17 protein-coding genes are annotated in these 17546 nt (G+C 58.5%); all 17 read right to left on the reverse strand.

The features are described 5' to 3' along the window. Window positions 1-490: 490 nt before the first annotated feature. The 17 genes from ACP26L_RS24320 to fapR all read right to left on the reverse strand — a co-directional run bounded on the left by ACP26L_RS24320 (window position 491) and on the right by fapR (window position 17425). A complete protein-coding gene (locus ACP26L_RS24320; protein ID WP_426447148.1) occupies window positions 491-1579 on the reverse strand; it encodes an S-layer homology domain-containing protein in 1089 nt (362 codons plus the stop codon). A 227-nt stretch (window positions 1580-1806) separates the two neighbouring features. Next, entirely contained in the window at window positions 1807-2559 is a 753-nt protein-coding gene (trmD, locus tag ACP26L_RS24325; RefSeq protein ID WP_426447150.1) for a tRNA (guanosine(37)-N1)-methyltransferase TrmD, read from the reverse strand. Beyond that, window positions 2556-3080, reverse strand: coding sequence for a ribosome maturation factor RimM (rimM, locus tag ACP26L_RS24330; RefSeq protein ID WP_426447151.1), 525 nt, complete (start codon window positions 3078-3080; stop codon window positions 2556-2558). The genes trmD and rimM overlap by 4 nt, the downstream gene beginning before the upstream one ends. Before the next feature lie 68 nt (window positions 3081-3148). Continuing rightward, a complete protein-coding gene (locus tag ACP26L_RS24335) occupies window positions 3149-3379 on the reverse strand; it encodes a KH domain-containing protein (protein ID WP_014371436.1) in 231 nt (76 codons plus the stop codon). A 25-nt stretch (window positions 3380-3404) separates the two neighbouring features. After that, the gene (rpsP, locus tag ACP26L_RS24340; protein WP_013919525.1) at window positions 3405-3677 is read right to left on the reverse strand and encodes a 30S ribosomal protein S16; all 273 of its coding nucleotides are present in this window, start codon (window positions 3675-3677) and stop codon (window positions 3405-3407) included. A gap of 45 nt (window positions 3678-3722) precedes the next feature. Further along, window positions 3723-5096, reverse strand: a complete 1374-nt coding sequence (gene ffh / locus ACP26L_RS24345) for a signal recognition particle protein (RefSeq protein WP_426447154.1) — start codon at window positions 5094-5096, stop codon at window positions 3723-3725. 34 nt (window positions 5097-5130) lie between these two features. Further along, the gene (locus ACP26L_RS24350; RefSeq protein WP_426447155.1) at window positions 5131-5481 is read right to left on the reverse strand and encodes a putative DNA-binding protein; all 351 of its coding nucleotides are present in this window, start codon (window positions 5479-5481) and stop codon (window positions 5131-5133) included. 145 nt (window positions 5482-5626) lie between these two features. Beyond that, window positions 5627-6625 (reverse strand): signal recognition particle-docking protein FtsY, encoded by a 999-nt coding sequence (ftsY, locus tag ACP26L_RS24355; protein WP_013919528.1) that lies wholly within the window; start codon window positions 6623-6625, stop codon window positions 5627-5629. A 189-nt stretch (window positions 6626-6814) separates the two neighbouring features. Continuing rightward, entirely contained in the window at window positions 6815-10390 is a 3576-nt protein-coding gene (gene smc / locus ACP26L_RS24360; RefSeq protein ID WP_426447157.1) for a chromosome segregation protein SMC, read from the reverse strand. A 158-nt stretch (window positions 10391-10548) separates the two neighbouring features. Beyond that, window positions 10549-11256, reverse strand: a complete 708-nt coding sequence (rnc, locus tag ACP26L_RS24365) for a ribonuclease III (protein ID WP_426447159.1) — start codon at window positions 11254-11256, stop codon at window positions 10549-10551. A 97-nt stretch (window positions 11257-11353) separates the two neighbouring features. Then, complete coding sequence (gene fabF, locus ACP26L_RS24370) at window positions 11354-12592, reverse strand: beta-ketoacyl-ACP synthase II (RefSeq protein WP_426447160.1); 1239 nt, start codon at window positions 12590-12592, stop codon at window positions 11354-11356. 148 nt (window positions 12593-12740) lie between these two features. Further along, complete coding sequence (gene acpP / locus ACP26L_RS24375; protein WP_013919534.1) at window positions 12741-12974, reverse strand: acyl carrier protein; 234 nt, start codon at window positions 12972-12974, stop codon at window positions 12741-12743. Between the two features lie 88 nt (window positions 12975-13062). After that, the gene (gene fabG, locus ACP26L_RS24380; RefSeq protein ID WP_426447163.1) at window positions 13063-13803 is read right to left on the reverse strand and encodes a 3-oxoacyl-[acyl-carrier-protein] reductase; all 741 of its coding nucleotides are present in this window, start codon (window positions 13801-13803) and stop codon (window positions 13063-13065) included. A gap of 36 nt (window positions 13804-13839) precedes the next feature. Then, window positions 13840-14787 (reverse strand): ACP S-malonyltransferase, encoded by a 948-nt coding sequence (fabD, locus tag ACP26L_RS24385; protein ID WP_426447165.1) that lies wholly within the window; start codon window positions 14785-14787, stop codon window positions 13840-13842. A 55-nt stretch (window positions 14788-14842) separates the two neighbouring features. Continuing rightward, the gene (locus tag ACP26L_RS24390; protein ID WP_426447167.1) at window positions 14843-15829 is read right to left on the reverse strand and encodes a beta-ketoacyl-ACP synthase III; all 987 of its coding nucleotides are present in this window, start codon (window positions 15827-15829) and stop codon (window positions 14843-14845) included. After that, the gene (gene plsX, locus ACP26L_RS24395; protein ID WP_426447168.1) at window positions 15826-16833 is read right to left on the reverse strand and encodes a phosphate acyltransferase PlsX; all 1008 of its coding nucleotides are present in this window, start codon (window positions 16831-16833) and stop codon (window positions 15826-15828) included. Before plsX ends, ACP26L_RS24390 begins: the two co-directional genes overlap by 4 nt. After that, the gene (gene fapR / locus ACP26L_RS24400; RefSeq protein WP_426455072.1) at window positions 16817-17425 is read right to left on the reverse strand and encodes a transcription factor FapR; all 609 of its coding nucleotides are present in this window, start codon (window positions 17423-17425) and stop codon (window positions 16817-16819) included. The genes plsX and fapR overlap by 17 nt, the downstream gene beginning before the upstream one ends. Window positions 17426-17546: the final 121 nt, after the last annotated feature.

Below are 17546 nucleotides of genomic sequence, written 5' to 3' on the forward strand. Positions count from 1 at the left end.
CCCTCCTGACATCGTATCGTCATTAGGAACAAATTGAATAGGTTCTGCAGTAGATTTGGCGTTGTGTTCCCACTTCTTCCCATTGGGAAGTCGATACATATGATGTCCAGGATCTGTTGAGGCCCTCCCATAAACAGGAGTGTCAATCCCAATTAAACTATTTAATTTAATATTTGTACTATTCTTAATTTGGCATTTCCCTAATTGTTCCACGTCATTTACAATTACCTTGCAGGTTTCAAGTACTCCGATAACATACTCATTCAAGTCGATGTTTTCAAATGTTTTGATCCCTTCGGGAGATCCTGAACTTCCTTGAGGAGTTTCAAATACTAGACCATTACTAAAATTAATGAATAGCCTCTTAGAATAATTAGCAGCATAAGCTCCATCTGAATAAAAGACCGGAAGAATTAGTTCCACGACAAAAAAGAACAAAAGTATGCAACTGAGATTTGTGATCGTTCTCCTTCTCAATTAATTCACTCCTCTAGTAAAAGACAACACGATTTCCACTTGCAAAAGCAACTTGGATGCTAAACTCACCCTTAGGAATTTTCGCATCCATCTCCTGCTTATCTGCGTATGCGAGAGTTTTACCTGTAAATCTGCCTGTTTCTTTAGTAGGGAATCCCCCAATCGTTTCTTCCGATACCATTCTTATACCAGCAGAAAAGGTTGATGACTGAGGAATCGAATATCTACCTTCCACTCCTGTTCCAGTTACATCGTAGACTGTCGGTACTATAAATACATATTTGCCCTTATACCAATCAGATTTAATCGCTAAAAATTTTGTAGCAATCAACTCTTGAACCATTGGATCATCTGACTTATCCATATCTAGCACAATTAATCCCTTGTACGTCACCTTGATATTGCTTGTTATATCGTGTGTCAATGGAAACCGAACTTTTAACGGAACGCCAAACACACTCTCAAAATTGCTCCCGCTGTTCGCCAATTCACTATTACGAACAGCCAGCGCGTCCACGGGCAGCGTGTCCCCTGCCTTTACCTGCAGGACACGCTCGATCACCGTGATCGTCTGCGCACGGGTCGTCGTTTTCTCAGGTGCCAGTTCCCCGCCCGCTAGGCCTTGGATCAATCCCAGCTTGACGGCTTGGGTCATCGCCGCATTGTCCTCCAGCTGCACCTTGGGATCGGCGTACTCCTTCTTTGCCATCCGCACTGCCAGCTTCGCCATCTCGGCGCGGGTCATAGGACCATTCCATTCTTGAAAGTCCCTGTCCCGCAGAACCCCCTCGCCTTTCAGTGCCGTTACGTACGGATCGTACCAATTGCTCCCCGGCTCCCCAGGCTTCACCCCGGCGGCAGACGCGAGCATCTTGATAAACTCCGCCCGGCTGACCGGCTTCTCCGGCCGGAAGGTCCCGTCCTCGTAGCCGTCAACATAACGCTTGGCCACCGCTCCTTTGATCTGCACCTCAGCCCAATGACCTCCGATATCCGTCAGCGAAACCACTGCAGCCGGTGTGTTGGCTGCCGCTTCCGTACATCCGGTACCGAGCAGTGAGACTAACGCTGTCAGCGCGATCCATGACTTCATCAATTTCATCCTCTCCCTCATGAATAATGTCCTTCCTGTTATCGACAAAATTACCCAGTTACTGAAGCATTTGTAACGAATCCAGCGCAGAAAAATTCCACGGAACACAAAAAACCGCTTTATCGTATGACCTCCCGGTCCCTACGATAAAGCGGTTCTTCCGCACACCAACGTATAGGTATAAAGTAACATACTCGGCCAACGCGTGCAACCTAAATATTTCCATGCACAAGCGGTTATTCCTTAGAATCCTGTGAAGCACGCCAATCATCGAACCATTTGCGCTCCTTGGGCGTAAGCTCCACGTTCTCCAGCAGGTCCGGCCGTTTGGCCCAGGTCCGCATCAGAGACTGCCTGCGCCGCCACTCGTCCACATTCTTGTGGTGGCCGGAGATCAGCACATCGGGCACTTCCCAATCCCGGAACTTCGCGGGACGTGTGTAGTGCGGGTACTCGAGCAGTCCGGTGGAAAATGAATCCGTGACCGCAGACATCTCGTTGCCGAGCACACCCGGCAGCAGCCGAACGACGCTGTCGATCACCACCATTGCCGGCAGCTCCCCACCGGTCAGCACATAATCGCCGATCGAAAGCTCGTCAGTGACCAGATGCTCGCGGATCCGCTCGTCGTAGCCCTCATAGTGGCCGCAGATAAAGATGAGATGCTCCTCCTCGGCGAACGATTCCGCCAGCTTCTGGTTGAACGTCTGCCCCTGCGGGCACATCAGGATGACCCGCGGCTTCCTGCCGGACGACAGCCCTTCCGTAATCTCCTCGACCGCCGAGAAAATCGGCTCCGGCTTCAGAACCATCCCACCGCCGCCGCCGTAAGGGTAGTCGTCCACGGTATTGTGCTTGTTGTTCGCGTAATCGCGGAAATTGACCGTGTTCAGGCTGACGATCCCTTTGTCGCGGGCCTTGCCGAGAATACTGGAGGAGAACACCCCGTCGAACATCGCGGGGAAAAGCGTCAGGACGTCGATTCTCATAGATCCAGCAGACCTTCCATAATATGGACGGTAACTTGCTTAGCCTCGATATCCACGTTCAGCACAACCTCGTCAATGTAAGGCAGCAGCAGCGGTTTGCCCTTCGGACGCTTCACAACCCATACGTCGTTGGCACCCGGCGACAGAATCTCGGAGATCGTGCCCAACTCTTCGCCTTCATCGGTCACGACATTACAGCCGAGGATTTCATGATGATAAAACTCGTCGTCCGGCAGCTCCGATAAATACTGCTCTTCCACCTTCAGCAGCCAGCCCTTATATTTCTCGACCTCGTTAATATTCGTAAACCCTTTGAACCGGACGATATACATCGTCTTATGGTCGCGGGCGGATTCCACAGTCTGGGTCAGCACGGTCCCTTTCTCGGGATCGACGAACAGCAGCTTGCTGCCCGGAGCAAAGCGCTCTTCGGGAAAATCCGTTTCCGGCACAATCTTCAGCTCGCCGCGGATGCCGTGCGTATTGACGATTTTGCCGACGGTGTACAACTTCTCGCTCATATGGGTCCCTCCCCGGCCGGTCATAATAAAAGAGAGCTAGGAGCAGCTCCTAACTCTCATACTTTCCATTACGAAACGATTTCAACCGAAACGCGTTTCGACTCCTTCACTGCAGCGGATGTGACCACGGTCCGAAGCGCTTTGGCAATGCGTCCCTGCTTCCCGATCACCTTACCGACGTCGTCGGGGTGAACGCTCAGCTCGTACGTAATGCTTCGTTCATCCTCGGTCCGGTTCACGCGTACTTCATCCGGATGATCTACCAATCGCTTCGCGATTACTGTCACAAGATCCTTCATCGGTACCCTCCGTATCCATTACGGATTACTTCTGCAGTTTCGATTCGTGAAACTTCGTCAGGATGCCAGCTTTACTGAACAGGCTGCGAACCGTATCGGAAGCTTGTGCACCGGATTGAAGCCACTTCAGTGCTTTTTCTTCATCAATATTTACAGCGGCTGGTTGTGCAACCGGATTGTAAGTACCAATTTCTTCGATGAAGCGACCATCACGCGGGGAACGGGAGTCCGATACCACGACGCGGTAGAAAGGAGCTTTGTGAGCGCCCATACGCTTAAGACGAATGCGAGTTGCCATTGATTTCACCTCCTCATCAGAGTAAGATCTTCGGTTCTATTTATATTAGAATGGGAATTTCATCCCGCGGCCGAGCTTTTTCATCTGCTGCTTCATCTGCTTGTTGCCCTTCGGGCCCATCATGCTGGAGAACTGCTTCATCATCTTCCGCATGTCGTCGAACTGCTTGATAAAGCGGTTGACGTCCTGCACGGAATTGCCGCTGCCCGCGGCCAGACGCTTGCGCCGGCTTGGAGAAAGCAGGTCGGGATTCGCCCGTTCTTCCTTCGTCATGGACTTCACGATCGCCGCGATGCGCTGCATCTGGCGGTCGTCCACCTTGAGGTCCTTCATGCCCTTCATCTTGCCGGCACCCGGCAGCATGTCGAGAATCTGGTCCAGCGGACCGAGCTTCTTCACCTGCTCCATCTGGTCGAGGAAGTCATCGAAGGTGAACTCGGCGGTACGGAGCTTGCGCTCCATCTCCTTCGCCTTATCGGCGTCGATGCCGGCTTGCGCCTTCTCGATCAGGGTGAGCATGTCCCCCATGCCGAGAATCCGCGAAGCCATCCGCTCCGGATGGAACGGCTCGAGCGCGTCCATCTTCTCGCCCGTGGCCGCGAACTTGATCGGGCAACCCGTAACCGCCTTGACCGAGATCGCCGCACCGCCGCGCGTATCGCCGTCGAGCTTCGTCAGCACGACACCGGTCAGCGGTAGCTGCTTGTGGAAGTTCTCCGCCACGTTCACGGCATCCTGCCCCGTCATGGCATCGACGACGAGCAGGATCTCGTGCGGCGTAACCGCCTCGACAATCTGCTTCAGCTCTTCCATGAGGTTCTCATCGATATGCAGGCGGCCTGCAGTATCGATGATGAGATAATCGTTGTTGTGATCCTTCGCATGCTGCAGCGCCTGCTTCGCGATCTCCACCGGGCTGACTTGGTCGCCCAGGGAGAAGACCGGCACCTTAAGCTGCTCGCCGATCACCTGCAGCTGCTTGATTGCCGCCGGCCGGTAAATGTCGGCCGCTGCAACCAGCGGACGGTGATTCTGCTGCAGGAGCATCTTCGCCAGCTTACCGGTGGACGTCGTCTTACCTGCACCCTGCAGACCCGCCATCATGATGACGGTCGGCGGTTTGTTCGAGCGGGCGAGCTTGCTCTGCGATCCGCCCATGAGCTCCGTCAGCTCTTTGTTTACGATGTCGACAACGACCATCGCCGGGGTAAAGCTCTGGAGCACTTCCTGGCCGATGGCCCGCTCCTTCACTTTGGCTATGAATTCCTTGACGACCTTAAAGTTCACATCCGCTTCCAGAAGTGCAAGACGCACTTCGCGCAGGGCTTCGTTCACGTCGTCTTCGGTGAGCTTGCCCTTGCCTCTCAGCTTGCTGAACACATTCTGGAGCCGGCTGGCCAATCCTTCAAATGCAGCCACAGGTCGTCACCACCTTACAGGATGTTGTTATGTGTTAGTCGAGCTCATTCAGGCGCCCGATCAAGGAGACCGCTTCAAGCTTCCGCTCCCCTGGCAGGCCGTCGCACAATCCCGTGAGCTTCTCCAAAAGGAGAGCCCGCTGCTCATGCTTCCGAGCCAGTCCCAGCTTCGCTTCATAATCTTCAAGCACGGCCTCGGCGCGTTTGATATGTTCATATACCGCCTGGCGGGAGATCCCGAATTCGGTTGAAATCTCGCCGAGCGAGTAATCGTCGTGAAAGTAAAGCCTCATAAAGATCTGCTGCTTCTCTGTCAGCAGCTTTTCGTAGAAATCGAACAAGAGATTGATCCGGTTCGTCTTCAGAAGGACGCCGTCCTCGGTCACCGTGCTCACCCCCGTTAAGGTAAAACACTTTACAGCGTGAACAACAGAGACTATCATACCCAATCCGAAAGAAGATGTCAAGCATTTCTCCTTGTCAGGATTTCAGCCCCATATGGCAGACGCCCTTCCCTGCCGAAAATCCGCATTACACCTGCTCTTCCGCCTTATCTGCCTCGCCGATCCATTTGCTGAAGAGCGCATGCACGAACTGGTCCGAGTCGAACGGCTGCAGGTCGTCCATCTTCTCCCCGAGGCCGACGAACTTCACCGGCAGCTTCAGCTCCTGGCGGATCGCTACGACGATCCCGCCCTTGGCCGTACCGTCGAGCTTCGAAAGCACAAGGCCTGTAAGGCCCGACTTCTCGTCGAACAGCTTCGCCTGCGACAGCGCGTTCTGTCCTGTCGTCGCGTCGAGCACGAGCAGCACCTCATGCGGCGCATCCGGAATCTCGCGCGTGATAACGCGGTAGATCTTGTTGAGCTCCTCCATCAGGTTGACCTTGTTCTGCAGTCGACCGGCCGTATCGCACAGGAGCACGTCCGCCCCGCGGGACTTCGCCGCCTTCAGCGCGTCGAACATGACCGCCGCCGGGTCCGAGCCCGCCTGCTGCTTGATCACATCCACGCCCGCACGGCGTCCCCACTCCTCGAGCTGCTCGATCGCTCCGGCACGGAACGTATCGCCCGCCGCCAGGATGACCTTCTTGCCCTCGTTCTTCAGGCGGTGCGCCAGCTTGCCGATGGTCGTCGTCTTGCCTACGCCGTTGACGCCGACGAACAGGATGACCGTCGGGCCGGAGTCGGCCATCTTCAGACTCACCTGCTCGTCACCCTTGAGCAGGGCAATCAGCATCTCGGAGAGCACCGGCTGCAGCTCGCTCGGATTCTCGATCTTCCGCTTGCGCACTTCGCTGCGGAGATCTTCCACCAGCTTCATGACCGTATTGACGCCCACATCGGCGCCGATCAGGATTTCCTCCAGCTCCTCGTAGAACTCCTCGTCGATTTTTTTGCGCCGGGAGAATAGGTCGTCCACACGCTCCACGAACACGTCGCGGGTCTTCGACAGACCTTCTTTGAATTTGTTCGTCACCGCTTCGGTTTTGGCAGTGATGGATTCTTTCAGCTTCTTAAAAAAACTCACGGGGCACCTACCTACCTTTATCGAATGTTCATACTTCCATTGTCCACTATGAGAGGGGGGTGTGTCAAAAAGGCACCGCCGCCGAGACTCCCCGCTCTCGGTAAGGCCCTTATAGCCTGAAACGGACCCCGCCGCCCAAGGGGCGATGAGGTCCATTCCACACAGGATATCCTGCCGTCACTCCAAGCTTCAGCCCGCTTCCATGATCGCCTCGTCTTCTTCGAGCCGGACGGAGACGAGCTTGGATACGCCGCCTTCTTCCATCGTGACGCCGTAGAGCACGTCCGCCTCTTCCATCGTCCCCTTGCGGTGCGTGACGACAATGAACTGCGTCTGCTCCGAGAACTCGCGGAGATACTCCGCGAAGCGCGAGACGTTCGCTTCGTCAAGCGCCGCCTCGACTTCGTCAAGCACGCAGAACGGCACCGGCTTCACGCGGATGATCGAGAAGAGCAGCGCGATCGCGGTCAGCGCCCGCTCCCCGCCGGAGAGCAGCTGCAGGTTCTGCAGCTTCTTGCCCGGCGGCTGGGCGACGATCTCAATCCCCGTATCGAGCAGGTTGTCCGGCTCGGAGAGGATCAGGTCGGCCCGGCCGCCGCCGAACAGCTTCGCGAAGACGACGACGAAGTGCGAGCGGATCGCATCGAAGGTCGTGCGGAACCGTTTGCCCATCTCCTCGTCCATCTCGCGGATGACGAGGTATAAGGCGGTCTTCGCCTCCACGAGATCGTTCTTCTGCTCCGCGAGGAACTGGTAGCGCTCGTTGACGCGCTGGAATTCTTCGACGGCACCCAGGTTGACGTCGCCGAGAATCGCGATCTCCCGCTTGAGATCGCGCACCTTGTTCTGCGTGCCGAGCACATCCTCCGGCACCGGGTACTTGACCTTCGCCCGCTCGTAGCTCAGCTCGTAGTCCTCGGAGAGCTTCTTGAGCAGGTTCTCGAGCTCGACGTCGAGCCGGTTGACCCGCACCTCGGTCTGGTGCAGCTGCTCCTCCACCTGGCGCAGCTGTGTGCGCTGCTCGCGCGTCTTGTTCTCTTCGGCTTCGAGCTTCGCACTCCACTTGGCCCGCTCCGCCCGTTTCAGGTCGAGCTGCTCGGAGCACTGGTCCCGCTTCAGCTTCAGATCGTTGAGCTGCTGCGTCTGATCCACCGATTCCTGCTCATGGCTGCTCATGTCGCGGTCGAGCTGCCTCAGCTGGTTGCGGTTACCCTGCAGCTCGCTGTGCAGCGCCTGCAGCTCCAGCTTCATCCGGCTCTCCTGCGACTGCAGCGACTGCTTCTCCTGCGCCTGGGAGGCGACCTGCACCTTCAGGTCGGTGAGCTGCGTCTGCAGCTCCTCCTTCGCGGACTCGCTCGCCTTGCGGCGCACCTCCGCGTCGCGGATCGCCTGCTGCAGCTCCGCTTCCTGGCGCTGCAGCCGCTCGATCGCAGCCTTCGCCTCCAGCCCGCGCCGCTCAAGATCGCGGCGCTCCTCGCTCAGCGAGTCGCCGTCCGCGCCGTAGAGCGCGAGCTGCTCGGCGACCTGCTTCGCCTCCTGCTCCAGCGGGGCGAGCGAGGCACGCACCTGCTGCTCCTCAATGCGGCGGCTCTCGCCTTCGGCACGCAGCTCATCGAGCTGCCGATTCGCTTCGGCAATCTCCTCGCGCAGCGAGACGGCCTTATTCCGCAGGCTCTGCAGCTGGGACTCGGACATCGTAATCTCCTTGTCCATCTCCTCGATCTGCCGCTGCCTCGAGAGCAGGCTGCCCGTCTTCTTCTGCTGCGAGCCCCCGGACATCGAGCCGCCCGGGTTGACGATATCGCCGTCGAGCGTCACGACGCGGTACCGGTACTGGACGCGGGCCGCGATGCGGTTCGCTACTTCCAGCGTGTCGGCAATAATCACATTGCCGAGCAGGCTGCCGGCGATATTGCGGTACGGCTCGTCGAACTTCACGAGATCGACCGCGACGCCGACGAAGCCTTCCATATCCTGAATATTGCGCTGTTCATGCTCCGGTACGCTGCGGCCCCGGATGACATCCAGGGGCAGGAACGTCGCCCGGCCGAGCTGGCGCTTCTTCAGGAAGGCGATGGCCTCCCGTCCGTTCGCCTCATTCTCGACGACAATGTGCTGCAGCGCCCCGCCGAGCGCCGTCTCTACCGCCGTCTCAATGTGGGCCGGCACCTTGACGAGCTCGGCCACCGCTCCGCGGATGCCGCGGAGGTCGCCGCGGTCCTTCGCCTTCAGCACTTCCTTGACGCCGTGCACGAAGCCGTCGTAGTCATTGGCCATCTCCCGCATCGTATCCCGGCGGGAGATCATGCTGTCGATCTTCTGCTCCCACTTGCGCAGCGCCCCCTGTGCCTCTTCGAAGAGCGACTGCTTCGATTTCAGCCCCTGGCTCACCTCGATATAGCGGCTGCGCATCACCTCGATGCCGCTGACCGCCTCTTCCAGGCGCTTCTCAAGCTCGGCCTTACGCTGAGTGATGCTTTCCTGCTGCTCCTTCCACTTGCGGTTCTCGCCGCCGAGCCGGTCCATCCGCCGGCCGAGCGCCTCGAGCTGCTGCTCTGCGTAACGCGCTTCGTTACGCGCATTGGCCGCCTCGTTCAGCACTTCGAGCAGGTCGCCCTTCAGCCGCTCTTCCTCCTCGCTCGAGAGGCCGCCCGCGACGCCAAGCAGCCGGTCCTCTTCGGCGCGAAGCTTCCCTTCCGTCTCGGCCAGCAGGGCCTCCACCTCGCGCAGGCGTCCCTGAAGCTCGGCCATCTCGGCCTCCCGGCCGGTCAGCCGCACCTCCTGGCCTCGGATCGCCAGCTCGAGCTGGGCCCGGTTTGCGGCATAGTTCTTTTTGCGCTCCTTGAGCACCTCGCCCTGGCCCTCACACTTCTCGAACTCCGCGCTTAAGTGCAGGAGATGCTGCTGCAGCCGCTCCACCTGCTCCTCGAGGCTGCGCATCTCCAGCCGGTGCGTCTCGAGCTGCGCATCATGCACCGAAACAAAGCCGGAGAGCTGCAGCTGCTCTTCCTTGAGCACCTCGAGCTTCTTGTTCGTCTCTGTCCAGGTCTCGTAGATCTGCTCGATCTGGTAGACATACATCGCAATCTCGCTGGATTTGAGCTCCGCCTTCAGTTCCTTGAAGCGGATCGCCTTCTCCGACTGCTCGCGCAGCGGCTCGAGCTGGTCCTCAAGCTCCGTCACCAGGTCGTGGATGCGCAGCAGGTTCTGCTCGGTCTCCTGCAGCTTTTTTTCGGTTTCGCGCTTGCGCGATTTATATTTGACGATGCCCGAGGCCTCTTCGAAAATCCCGCGCCGGTCCTCCGACTTCGTACTCAGAATTTCCTCGATGCGCCCCTGGCCGATGATCGAGTACGCTTCCTTCCCGATCCCCGTATCCATGAAGAGCTCCGTAATATCCTTCAATCGGCACGACTGGCGGTTGATCAGATATTCGCTCTCGCCGCTGCGGTGCACCCTCCGGGTCACCGTCACTTCCTGAAAATCCAGGGGCAGCGACTGGCTCGAATTGTCCAGCGTAAGCGAAACTTCCCCGTAGTTGACCGCCTTGCGGGCGTCACTGCCGGCGAAGATGATATCCTCCATTTTGCCACCGCGAAGGGACTTGGCACTCTGTTCGCCGAGCACCCAGCGGATGCCGTCCGAGATATTGCTCTTGCCGCTTCCGTTAGGACCGACGACTGCCGTAATGCCCTGAACGAACTCCAGTTCGGTCCGGTCCGCGAACGATTTGAAGCCTGATAGTTCAATACGTTTCAAAAACAACGTTCACTCACCTCTGCACCTATTGTACCACATTCCTCTTCAAAAAAGGGAGAAAGGAGCCGCCGTACGGCCCGCTGGACGCGCTCCCCCCACAAGCCCGGACACGCTTACAACGCAAAAACGGCGTCCGCCCCCCGGCGCCGCCGCTTCCTACGATCTTACTTCTTCGGTTCCACTTTCACCTGCAGCTTGGCAAGCGCTTCCGCTGCTGCGTGCTGCTCCGCCTCTTTTTTGGAACGTCCTGTGCCTTCGCCTAGCAGCTGGTCCACCAGGAACACCCTCGCCACAAACTCCCGCTCATGGGCCGGGCCCCGCTCATCGACAATCCTGTATTCGAGCTGCCCCATGCTGTGCTGCTGGGTATGCTCCTGCAGATACGTCTTGTAATCGGCTGTCAGCAGCCTGCCCTGTTGGGGAAGATGCGGGAACATATACTGCTGCAGGAAGGTTCGGACTCTCTCCAGCCCTTGATCGAGATAAAGCGCGCCGATGAAGGATTCGAACACATCCGCCAGCAGCGCGGGCCGTGTCCGTCCGCCGGTAAGCTCCTCACCTTTGCCGAGCAGCACATAGGCTCCGAACTCGAGCTGCTCGGCGAAGCCGACAAGCGACGGTTCGCAGACGATGGAAGCGCGGAGCTTCGTGAGCTCCCCTTCCGAGCGGTCCGGATATTTGTCAAACAAGTATTCCGATACCGTCAGCTCCAATACCGCGTCACCGAGGAATTCCAGGCGTTCATTGTCTTTGTACTGGCCGATCCGGTGCTCATTCACGTAAGAGGAGTGGGTGAAAGCCTGCCGGAGCAACTCCGGATTGCTGAATGTGATCTTAAGCTCAGACTGAAGCAGCTTCAAGTTGCGATGCATGTCTTTTATCACCTTCGTGTTAGCAGTTTGTTTTCCGGGAAGCGGGTACACGCCTTCCCGGAAACAATTATTTTAGTATAGACAGCCGCATATAAGGTTATGCTTCGTATTTCTTCAGCACGACCGTGGCATTATGTCCGCCGAAGCCGAATGAATTCGACATCGCCACGTTCAGGTTCGCCTCACGGGCAACGTTAGGGACATAATCCAGATCGCATTCCGGATCCTGGTTCTCGAGGTTGATCGTCGGTGGAATCTTGCCGTTCTTCAGCGCCAGTGCGCAGACAATCGCTTCTACGCCGCCCGCCGCTCCGAGCAGATGGCCCGTCATCGACTTCGTCGAGGAGACCGCCAGCTTGTAGGCATGCTCGCCGAACGCCTTCTTGATCGCCGTCGTCTCCGAACGGTCGCCCACCGGTGTGGATGTTCCATGCGCGTTGATGTAATCCACAGCCTCGGGCTCGAGGCCCGCGTCCTTCACGGCTTTGGCCATACAGCGGGCTGCGCCGTCCGGATCCGGATCGGTCATATGGTATGCGTCGCCGCTGCGTCCGTAGCCGATGATCTCGGCATAAATCTTCGCCCCGCGCTTCTGCGCATGCTCAAGCGATTCGAGGATCAGGATGCCCGCACCCTCGCCCATGACGAACCCGTCACGGTCCGTATCGAACGGCCGGCTGGCCTTCTCCGGCTCGTCGTTGCGGGTCGACATCGCCCGCATCGCACAGAATCCGGCCACCCCGGTCGGGGAGATCGTCGCTTCGGCGCCGCCGCAGATCATCGCATCCGCTTCGCCGTACTGGATCGCCTTGAAGGCATCCCCAATGGAGTGCGTGCCTGTGGCGCAAGCCGTTACGGCCGTGCTGTTCGGGCCCTTGGCGCCCGTGAGCATCGAGATCATGCCCGCCGCCATGTTGGCGATCATCATCGGGATGAAGAACGGGCTGACCCGCTTCGGTCCCTTCTCAAGCAGAATCTTGTGCTGTTCTTCCCACGTCGACAGCCCGCCGATCCCGGAGCCTACATATACGCCGATGCGCTCGGCATCCACGCCTTCCTTCGGGTTCAGATCGGCATCCTTCAGAGCCATCTTCGATGCGGCTACAGCGAGCTGCACATACCGGTCCATCTTACGGGCTTCCTTGCGTTCCACATAATCTTCCGCGTTGAAGTCCTTGATTTCCGACGCAATGCGTGTCGGATACTCGCTGACATCAAAAGATTCGATGAGCGAAATCCCGGATTTACCTTCAAGCAGGGAGTTCCAAAACGTCTCATGATCCTTGCCGAGCGCCGACATCACGCCGATTCCTGTAATCACAACTCTCTGTTTCAAATGTGTCCACCTCTATTGTAAATAACTTTCGTTATTATTTTCGTTTATGAGTAAAGGAAGGTGCCGCAGGAGCACTCCCCGGCTTCCGGCCTCGTTTGTTCCATGGAATGGAGATAAGTCCCGTTCTAGTGCAAACGGGACTTACGGCTTAAGTATGAGATTTTATGTACTCCACTACTTGACCTACAGTAGCGATCTTCTCTGCATCTTCATCAGAGATTTCCATATCAAACTCATCTTCCAACTCCATAACCAATTCTACTACATCGAGAGAATCGGCACCAAGGTCATCCTTGAAATTTGCTTCAAGCGTCACTTCCGCCTCATCCACTCCGAGTCGGTCGACGACGATTTTTTTAACGCGATCCAAAATATCGGACATCCGGTTCACCTCCTCCATGGTATTATACTGAACTTAGGGACAAAATGCCATAGCACGTCCCAAGCTTAACAAAAAAACCGGAAACGCCTTACATGTACATGCCGCCGTCGACATGAATCGTCTGCCCGGTCAGGTAGGACGCGTCCTCCGAAGCAAGGTATCTGACGGCTTTGGCGATGTCCTCCGGCTGCCCGAGGCGTGCCAGGGGAATCTGCGTCAGAAGGCTCTGCCGCAGCTCCTCATTGAGCTTGTCGGTCATGTCCGTCTCGATGAAGCCCGGGGCGACGCAGTTCACGGTAATCCCGCGGGAAGCGAGCTCCTTCGCTGCTGACTTGGTCATGCCGATCACGCCGGCTTTGGCGGCCACATAGTTCATTTGGCCCGCATTGCCGAGCGCTCCCACCACCGAGGAGATGTTGATGATGCGCCCCGAACGCTGCTTCATCATCGGACGGGTCGCCGCCTTGATACAGTTGAACACGCCCTTGAGATTCGTCTCAATGACCTGGTCGAACTCCTCTTCCTTCATACGCATGATCAGGTTGTCGCGGGTGATCCCCGCATTGTTCACCAGAATGTCAATGCGTCCGAAGGTTTCGAGCACCTGCTTGAACATGTCGTCGACTTCCTGCGACTGGCCGACATTCGCCTTGATCTTGACCGCCTTGCGGCCCAGTGCTTCCACCGCCTGCACGGTTTCGGCCGCGGCGCCTTCGCTGCCCGCATAGTTCACGACAACGTCGGCTCCCGCCTCCGCCAGCGCGACGGCAATCGCGCGCCCGATCCCGCGCGATGCGCCGGTGACCAGTGCTACTTTCCCCGTAAGCATAGGTTCGTATACCCCTTTCATTGCCGGCTGACCGGTTTAAGCTTCAGGCGAAGTTTCCTGCCCGTACTTGTCCAGCGCCTCCAAACTGTTGATGCTGATGACGGTGACGCTGCGGTCGATCTTCTTGATCAATCCCGCGAGCACGCTGCCGCTCCCGAACTCGATGAACGTATCGACGCCCTGGGCCAGCAGCCAGGCCACACTGTCCTCCCACAGCACGGAGGAGTGCACCTGCTCCACCAGCGCCTCGCGGATCGCACCGGGCGCTGTGAGCGGACCTGCGTTCACATTGGCAACCACCGGCACGGAAGCTTCCTGCATCGGAAGGCCTTCGAGCGCCTCCGCCAGCTTCGCCGAAGCCGGCTTCATCAGCGACGAGTGGAAGGGACCGCTGACTTCAAGCGGGATCACCCGCTTCGCGCCGGCTTCCTTGCCCCGCTCGGCGACCGCAGCCACGCCCGCCGCGCTGCCGGAGACCACGATCTGCCCCGGGCAGTTCAGGTTCGCCAGCTCCACGGTATGGCCGCCTGCGCTGATCTCGATGCAGAGTGTCTGCAGCGCTTCGCGTCCCGCGCCGAGCACGGCCGCCATGGCGCCTACGCCGCTCGGGACCGCCTGGTCCATGAACTGCCCGCGGGCGCGGACCGTTCGGACGGCATCCTCGAAGCCGAGGACGCCGGCGGCCACCAGGGCGCTGTATTCGCCAAGCGAATGGCCGGCGACAAAGTCCGGTCGCACGTCATACCGGCGACGGAACAGCTCAAGGTAAGCGATGGAGGTCGTGAGCAGCGCCGGCTGCGTATGATACGTCAGCTTGAGCTCGCTCTCCGGCCCTTCGAAGATCAGACGGCTGAGGTCATAGCCAAGCGCATGATCCGCCGCCGCAAACAGGTCTCTGGATGCAGGGTCCGCCTCCGCGATATCCCGGCCCATCCCTACGGCCTGGGCCCCCTGGCCCGGAAATACAAAAGCAATCTTGCCCATAGCTGTCTCTACTCCTTCAGTCGTAAGTTGCAGGGAAACCGTGGAGGCTTCCCTTTTACCAGACGAGAACGGACGCCCCCCAGGTCAACCCGCCGCCGAAGCCGACGAGCACGAGGCAGTCGCCTTCTTTCACCCGGCCTTCTTCCACAGCTTCCGCCAGGGCTACCGGTATGGAGGCCGCCGACATGTTCCCGTATTTGTCCAGGTTGATCATGCACTTGTCCTCCGACAGCTCCAGACGGTTCAGCGCCGACTGAATGATCCGGATATTCGCCTGGTGGGGCACCAGAAGATCAATGTCGCTCTTCTCGATGCCCGCCTTGCGCAGCGCCTCTTCCGCCGCACTGCCCATGATACGGACAGCGAACTTGAACACGTCGGAGCCGGCCATGTAGATATAGTGGCCCTTGCCCTGCAGGGACTCCGGCGTCGACGGACAGCGGGAGCCGCCCGCCTCCACCTTGAGCAGAGGTCCGCCCGAGCCGTCCGCGCCGAGCTCGAAGGACTTGAAGCCGCGCCCCTCCGGCACTTGTCCGAGTACTACCGCACCCGCTCCATCCCCGAAGAGAATGCAGGTGTTGCGGTCCGTATAGTCGGTGATGCGCGACAGCACTTCGGCTCCGACCACCAGCGCGTATTTATAAGTTCCCGTGGCGATGAAGTTCGACGCGTTCGCCAGGCCGTAGATGAAGCCGGAGCAGGCGGCCGACAGGTCGAACGCAGCCGCCTTCTTCGCCCCCAGCTTGTCCTGCAGGATGCAGGAGGTCGACGGGAACGACATATCCGGCGTCACCGTAGCCACGATGATCAGATCGATCTCTTCGGGCGTAATGCCCGCCTGGGCGATCGCTTTGAGCGAGGCTTCATACGCCAGATCGGAGGCCGCCTGCTCGGCCTCCGCCAGCCGGCGCTCGCGGATGCCCGTCCGGGTGACGATCCATTCGTCGTTCGTCTCGACCATCTGCTCGAGCTGTTGATTCGTCAGCACGCGGTCCGGCACATATTTGCCGGAGCCGATAATGCCTACTGGATGTAACTTCATGGGGATTCCAACTCGCTTCCCTTGCTGATTTCCACAGAGATACTGCGGACGAGATCATTGCTGAGCGCAGTGCGTGCCTGCCTCACCGCATTCTTGAATGCGGTCGCGTTGGAGGAGCCGTGGCTTTTGAGCACGAGCCCTTCCAGGCCGAGCAGCGGCGCGGCACCGTGCTCCGTGTAATCCATTTTGCTGCGGAACCGGCCGAGGCCGTTCTTCACCAGAGCCGCCGCCAGCTTCGTGTACCATGTGCGCGTAAACTCCGCTTTGAGGACGGAGAAGACCGCCGAGGCGGTGCCCTCCATGGACTTCAGCATAATGTTCCCGGCAAAGCCGTCGCATACGAGCACATCGCACGGCTTCTGCAGTACATCGCGCGACTCCACATTGCCGACGAAGTCTATAGGGACCTTCTCCAGCAGCGGGAACGCCGCCTTCGTCACTTCGTTGCCCTTCATCGCTTCCGTACCCACATTGAGAAGGCCGACGCGCGGCTTCTTCATCCCGTGCACCTTCGTCCGGTAAATGCTGCCCATGATGGCATACTGGACGAGCTGCGCCGCCGTGGCATCCATGTTGGCGCCGAGGTCGAGCGCAAGCACCCCTTCCCCGTCAAGGGTCGGCAGCATGGGGGCGAGTGCCGGGCGTTCGATACCCTTCATCCGTCCGACCACGAGCAGACCGGTTGTCATCAGGGCTCCGGTGTTCCCGGCTGAGATCATCGCGCCGACCTCGCCTTCCTTCACCATCCGTCCGGCCACCACCATCGATGAATCCTTCTTACGCCGGACGGCCTTCACCGGCTCGTCGTCCGCCTCGATCACTTCGGAGGCATGGCGGAGCTCCAGGTTCGCGGGGCGGCTGCCCTGCAGCAGCGGCTCGAGCCTCGCGGTATCCCCCACGAGCACGATGACGGTGTCCGGATACTCGGCGGCTGCGGCGAGCGCGCCCTCCACACAAGCCTGAGGCGCATGGTCACCGCCCATTGCATCAATCGCGATCCGCATGATGCTCTCCTCCTTCATGACGGTCCTTGCCCGAATCCTTGCTTGAATGATAGATGGTAAAGTTGCCCTGAAACACGACTTCTTCGCCTACGTAGGTGACCACTTCCACCTTGGCCTTGCCCTTCGAGATGGAACGCACGTAGGCTTTGGCGATGCACTTCTCCTGCAGCTTGACCGAGCGGACGAAACGGATGTCCGCCGCCGCCGTCAGAGCCACCTGGTCGTTGATGAGCGCGACGGCCAGCGAATTGGCCTGGGCGAAGATATGATGCCCCCGCGCGATCTTCGTCCGGGAAAACACGTGCTCCTCCCGGATTTCAAACATGGAAATGCCGCTCTTGTCCAGCTGCAGATCGATCACTTCCCCGATCACCTCGTGAAGGGGGAGCGAGCGGACCTGGTCGTAGGACTGCTCGGCCATCTGCTTCATCCGCTCCCGCAGCTCGGGGATCCCGAGCTCAAGACGGTCAAGCCGGATCGTCTGGATGGATACCTGAAACAGTTTTGTGAGATCTTCGTCCGTGATGAACGGGTTGTCTTCTATCGCTTTGGCAAGCTGCTGCTGCCGCTGTCGTTTCGGTAGGCGTTCGATTCCCGGGCACCACCTTTATATAAGCTTGGATGCGCAATTTCCGCTCTATGTAACCCCTAGGATTCTTTGGTCTAACACTATATCTTATGACCAAGTCACAAAAAGTATAATGGATTTAAGA

Source organism: Paenibacillus sp. S-38, assembly GCF_049942825.1.
Taxonomy (GTDB): domain Bacteria; phylum Bacillota; class Bacilli; order Paenibacillales; family NBRC-103111; genus Paenibacillus_G.

What these genes read in the sequence shown, in the direction of transcription:
- plsX (WP_426447168.1), bottom strand. Translation starts at nt 16,833, where the DNA reads ATGCGGATCGCGATTGATGCAATGGGCGGTGACCATGCGCCTCAGGCT.
- ACP26L_RS24320 (WP_426447148.1), bottom strand. Translation starts at nt 1,579, where the DNA reads ATGAAATTGATGAAGTCATGGATCGCGCTGACAGCGTTAGTCTCACTG.
- trmD (WP_426447150.1), bottom strand. Translation starts at nt 2,559, where the DNA reads ATGAGAATCGACGTCCTGACGCTTTTCCCCGCGATGTTCGACGGGGTG.
- fabD (WP_426447165.1), bottom strand. Translation starts at nt 14,787, where the DNA reads ATGGGCAAGATTGCTTTTGTATTTCCGGGCCAGGGGGCCCAGGCCGTA.
- rnc (WP_426447159.1), bottom strand. Translation starts at nt 11,256, where the DNA reads ATGCATCGCAACTTGAAGCTGCTTCAGTCTGAGCTTAAGATCACATTC.
- ACP26L_RS24390 (WP_426447167.1), bottom strand. Translation starts at nt 15,829, where the DNA reads ATGAAGTTACATCCAGTAGGCATTATCGGCTCCGGCAAATATGTGCCG.
- acpP (WP_013919534.1), bottom strand. Translation starts at nt 12,974, where the DNA reads ATGTCCGATATTTTGGATCGCGTTAAAAAAATCGTCGTCGACCGACTC.
- rimM (WP_426447151.1), bottom strand. Translation starts at nt 3,080, where the DNA reads ATGAGCGAGAAGTTGTACACCGTCGGCAAAATCGTCAATACGCACGGC.
- ACP26L_RS24335 (WP_014371436.1), bottom strand. Translation starts at nt 3,379, where the DNA reads ATGAAGGATCTTGTGACAGTAATCGCGAAGCGATTGGTAGATCATCCG.
- rpsP (WP_013919525.1), bottom strand. Translation starts at nt 3,677, where the DNA reads ATGGCAACTCGCATTCGTCTTAAGCGTATGGGCGCTCACAAAGCTCCT.
- fabG (WP_426447163.1), bottom strand. Translation starts at nt 13,803, where the DNA reads ATGCTTACGGGGAAAGTAGCACTGGTCACCGGCGCATCGCGCGGGATC.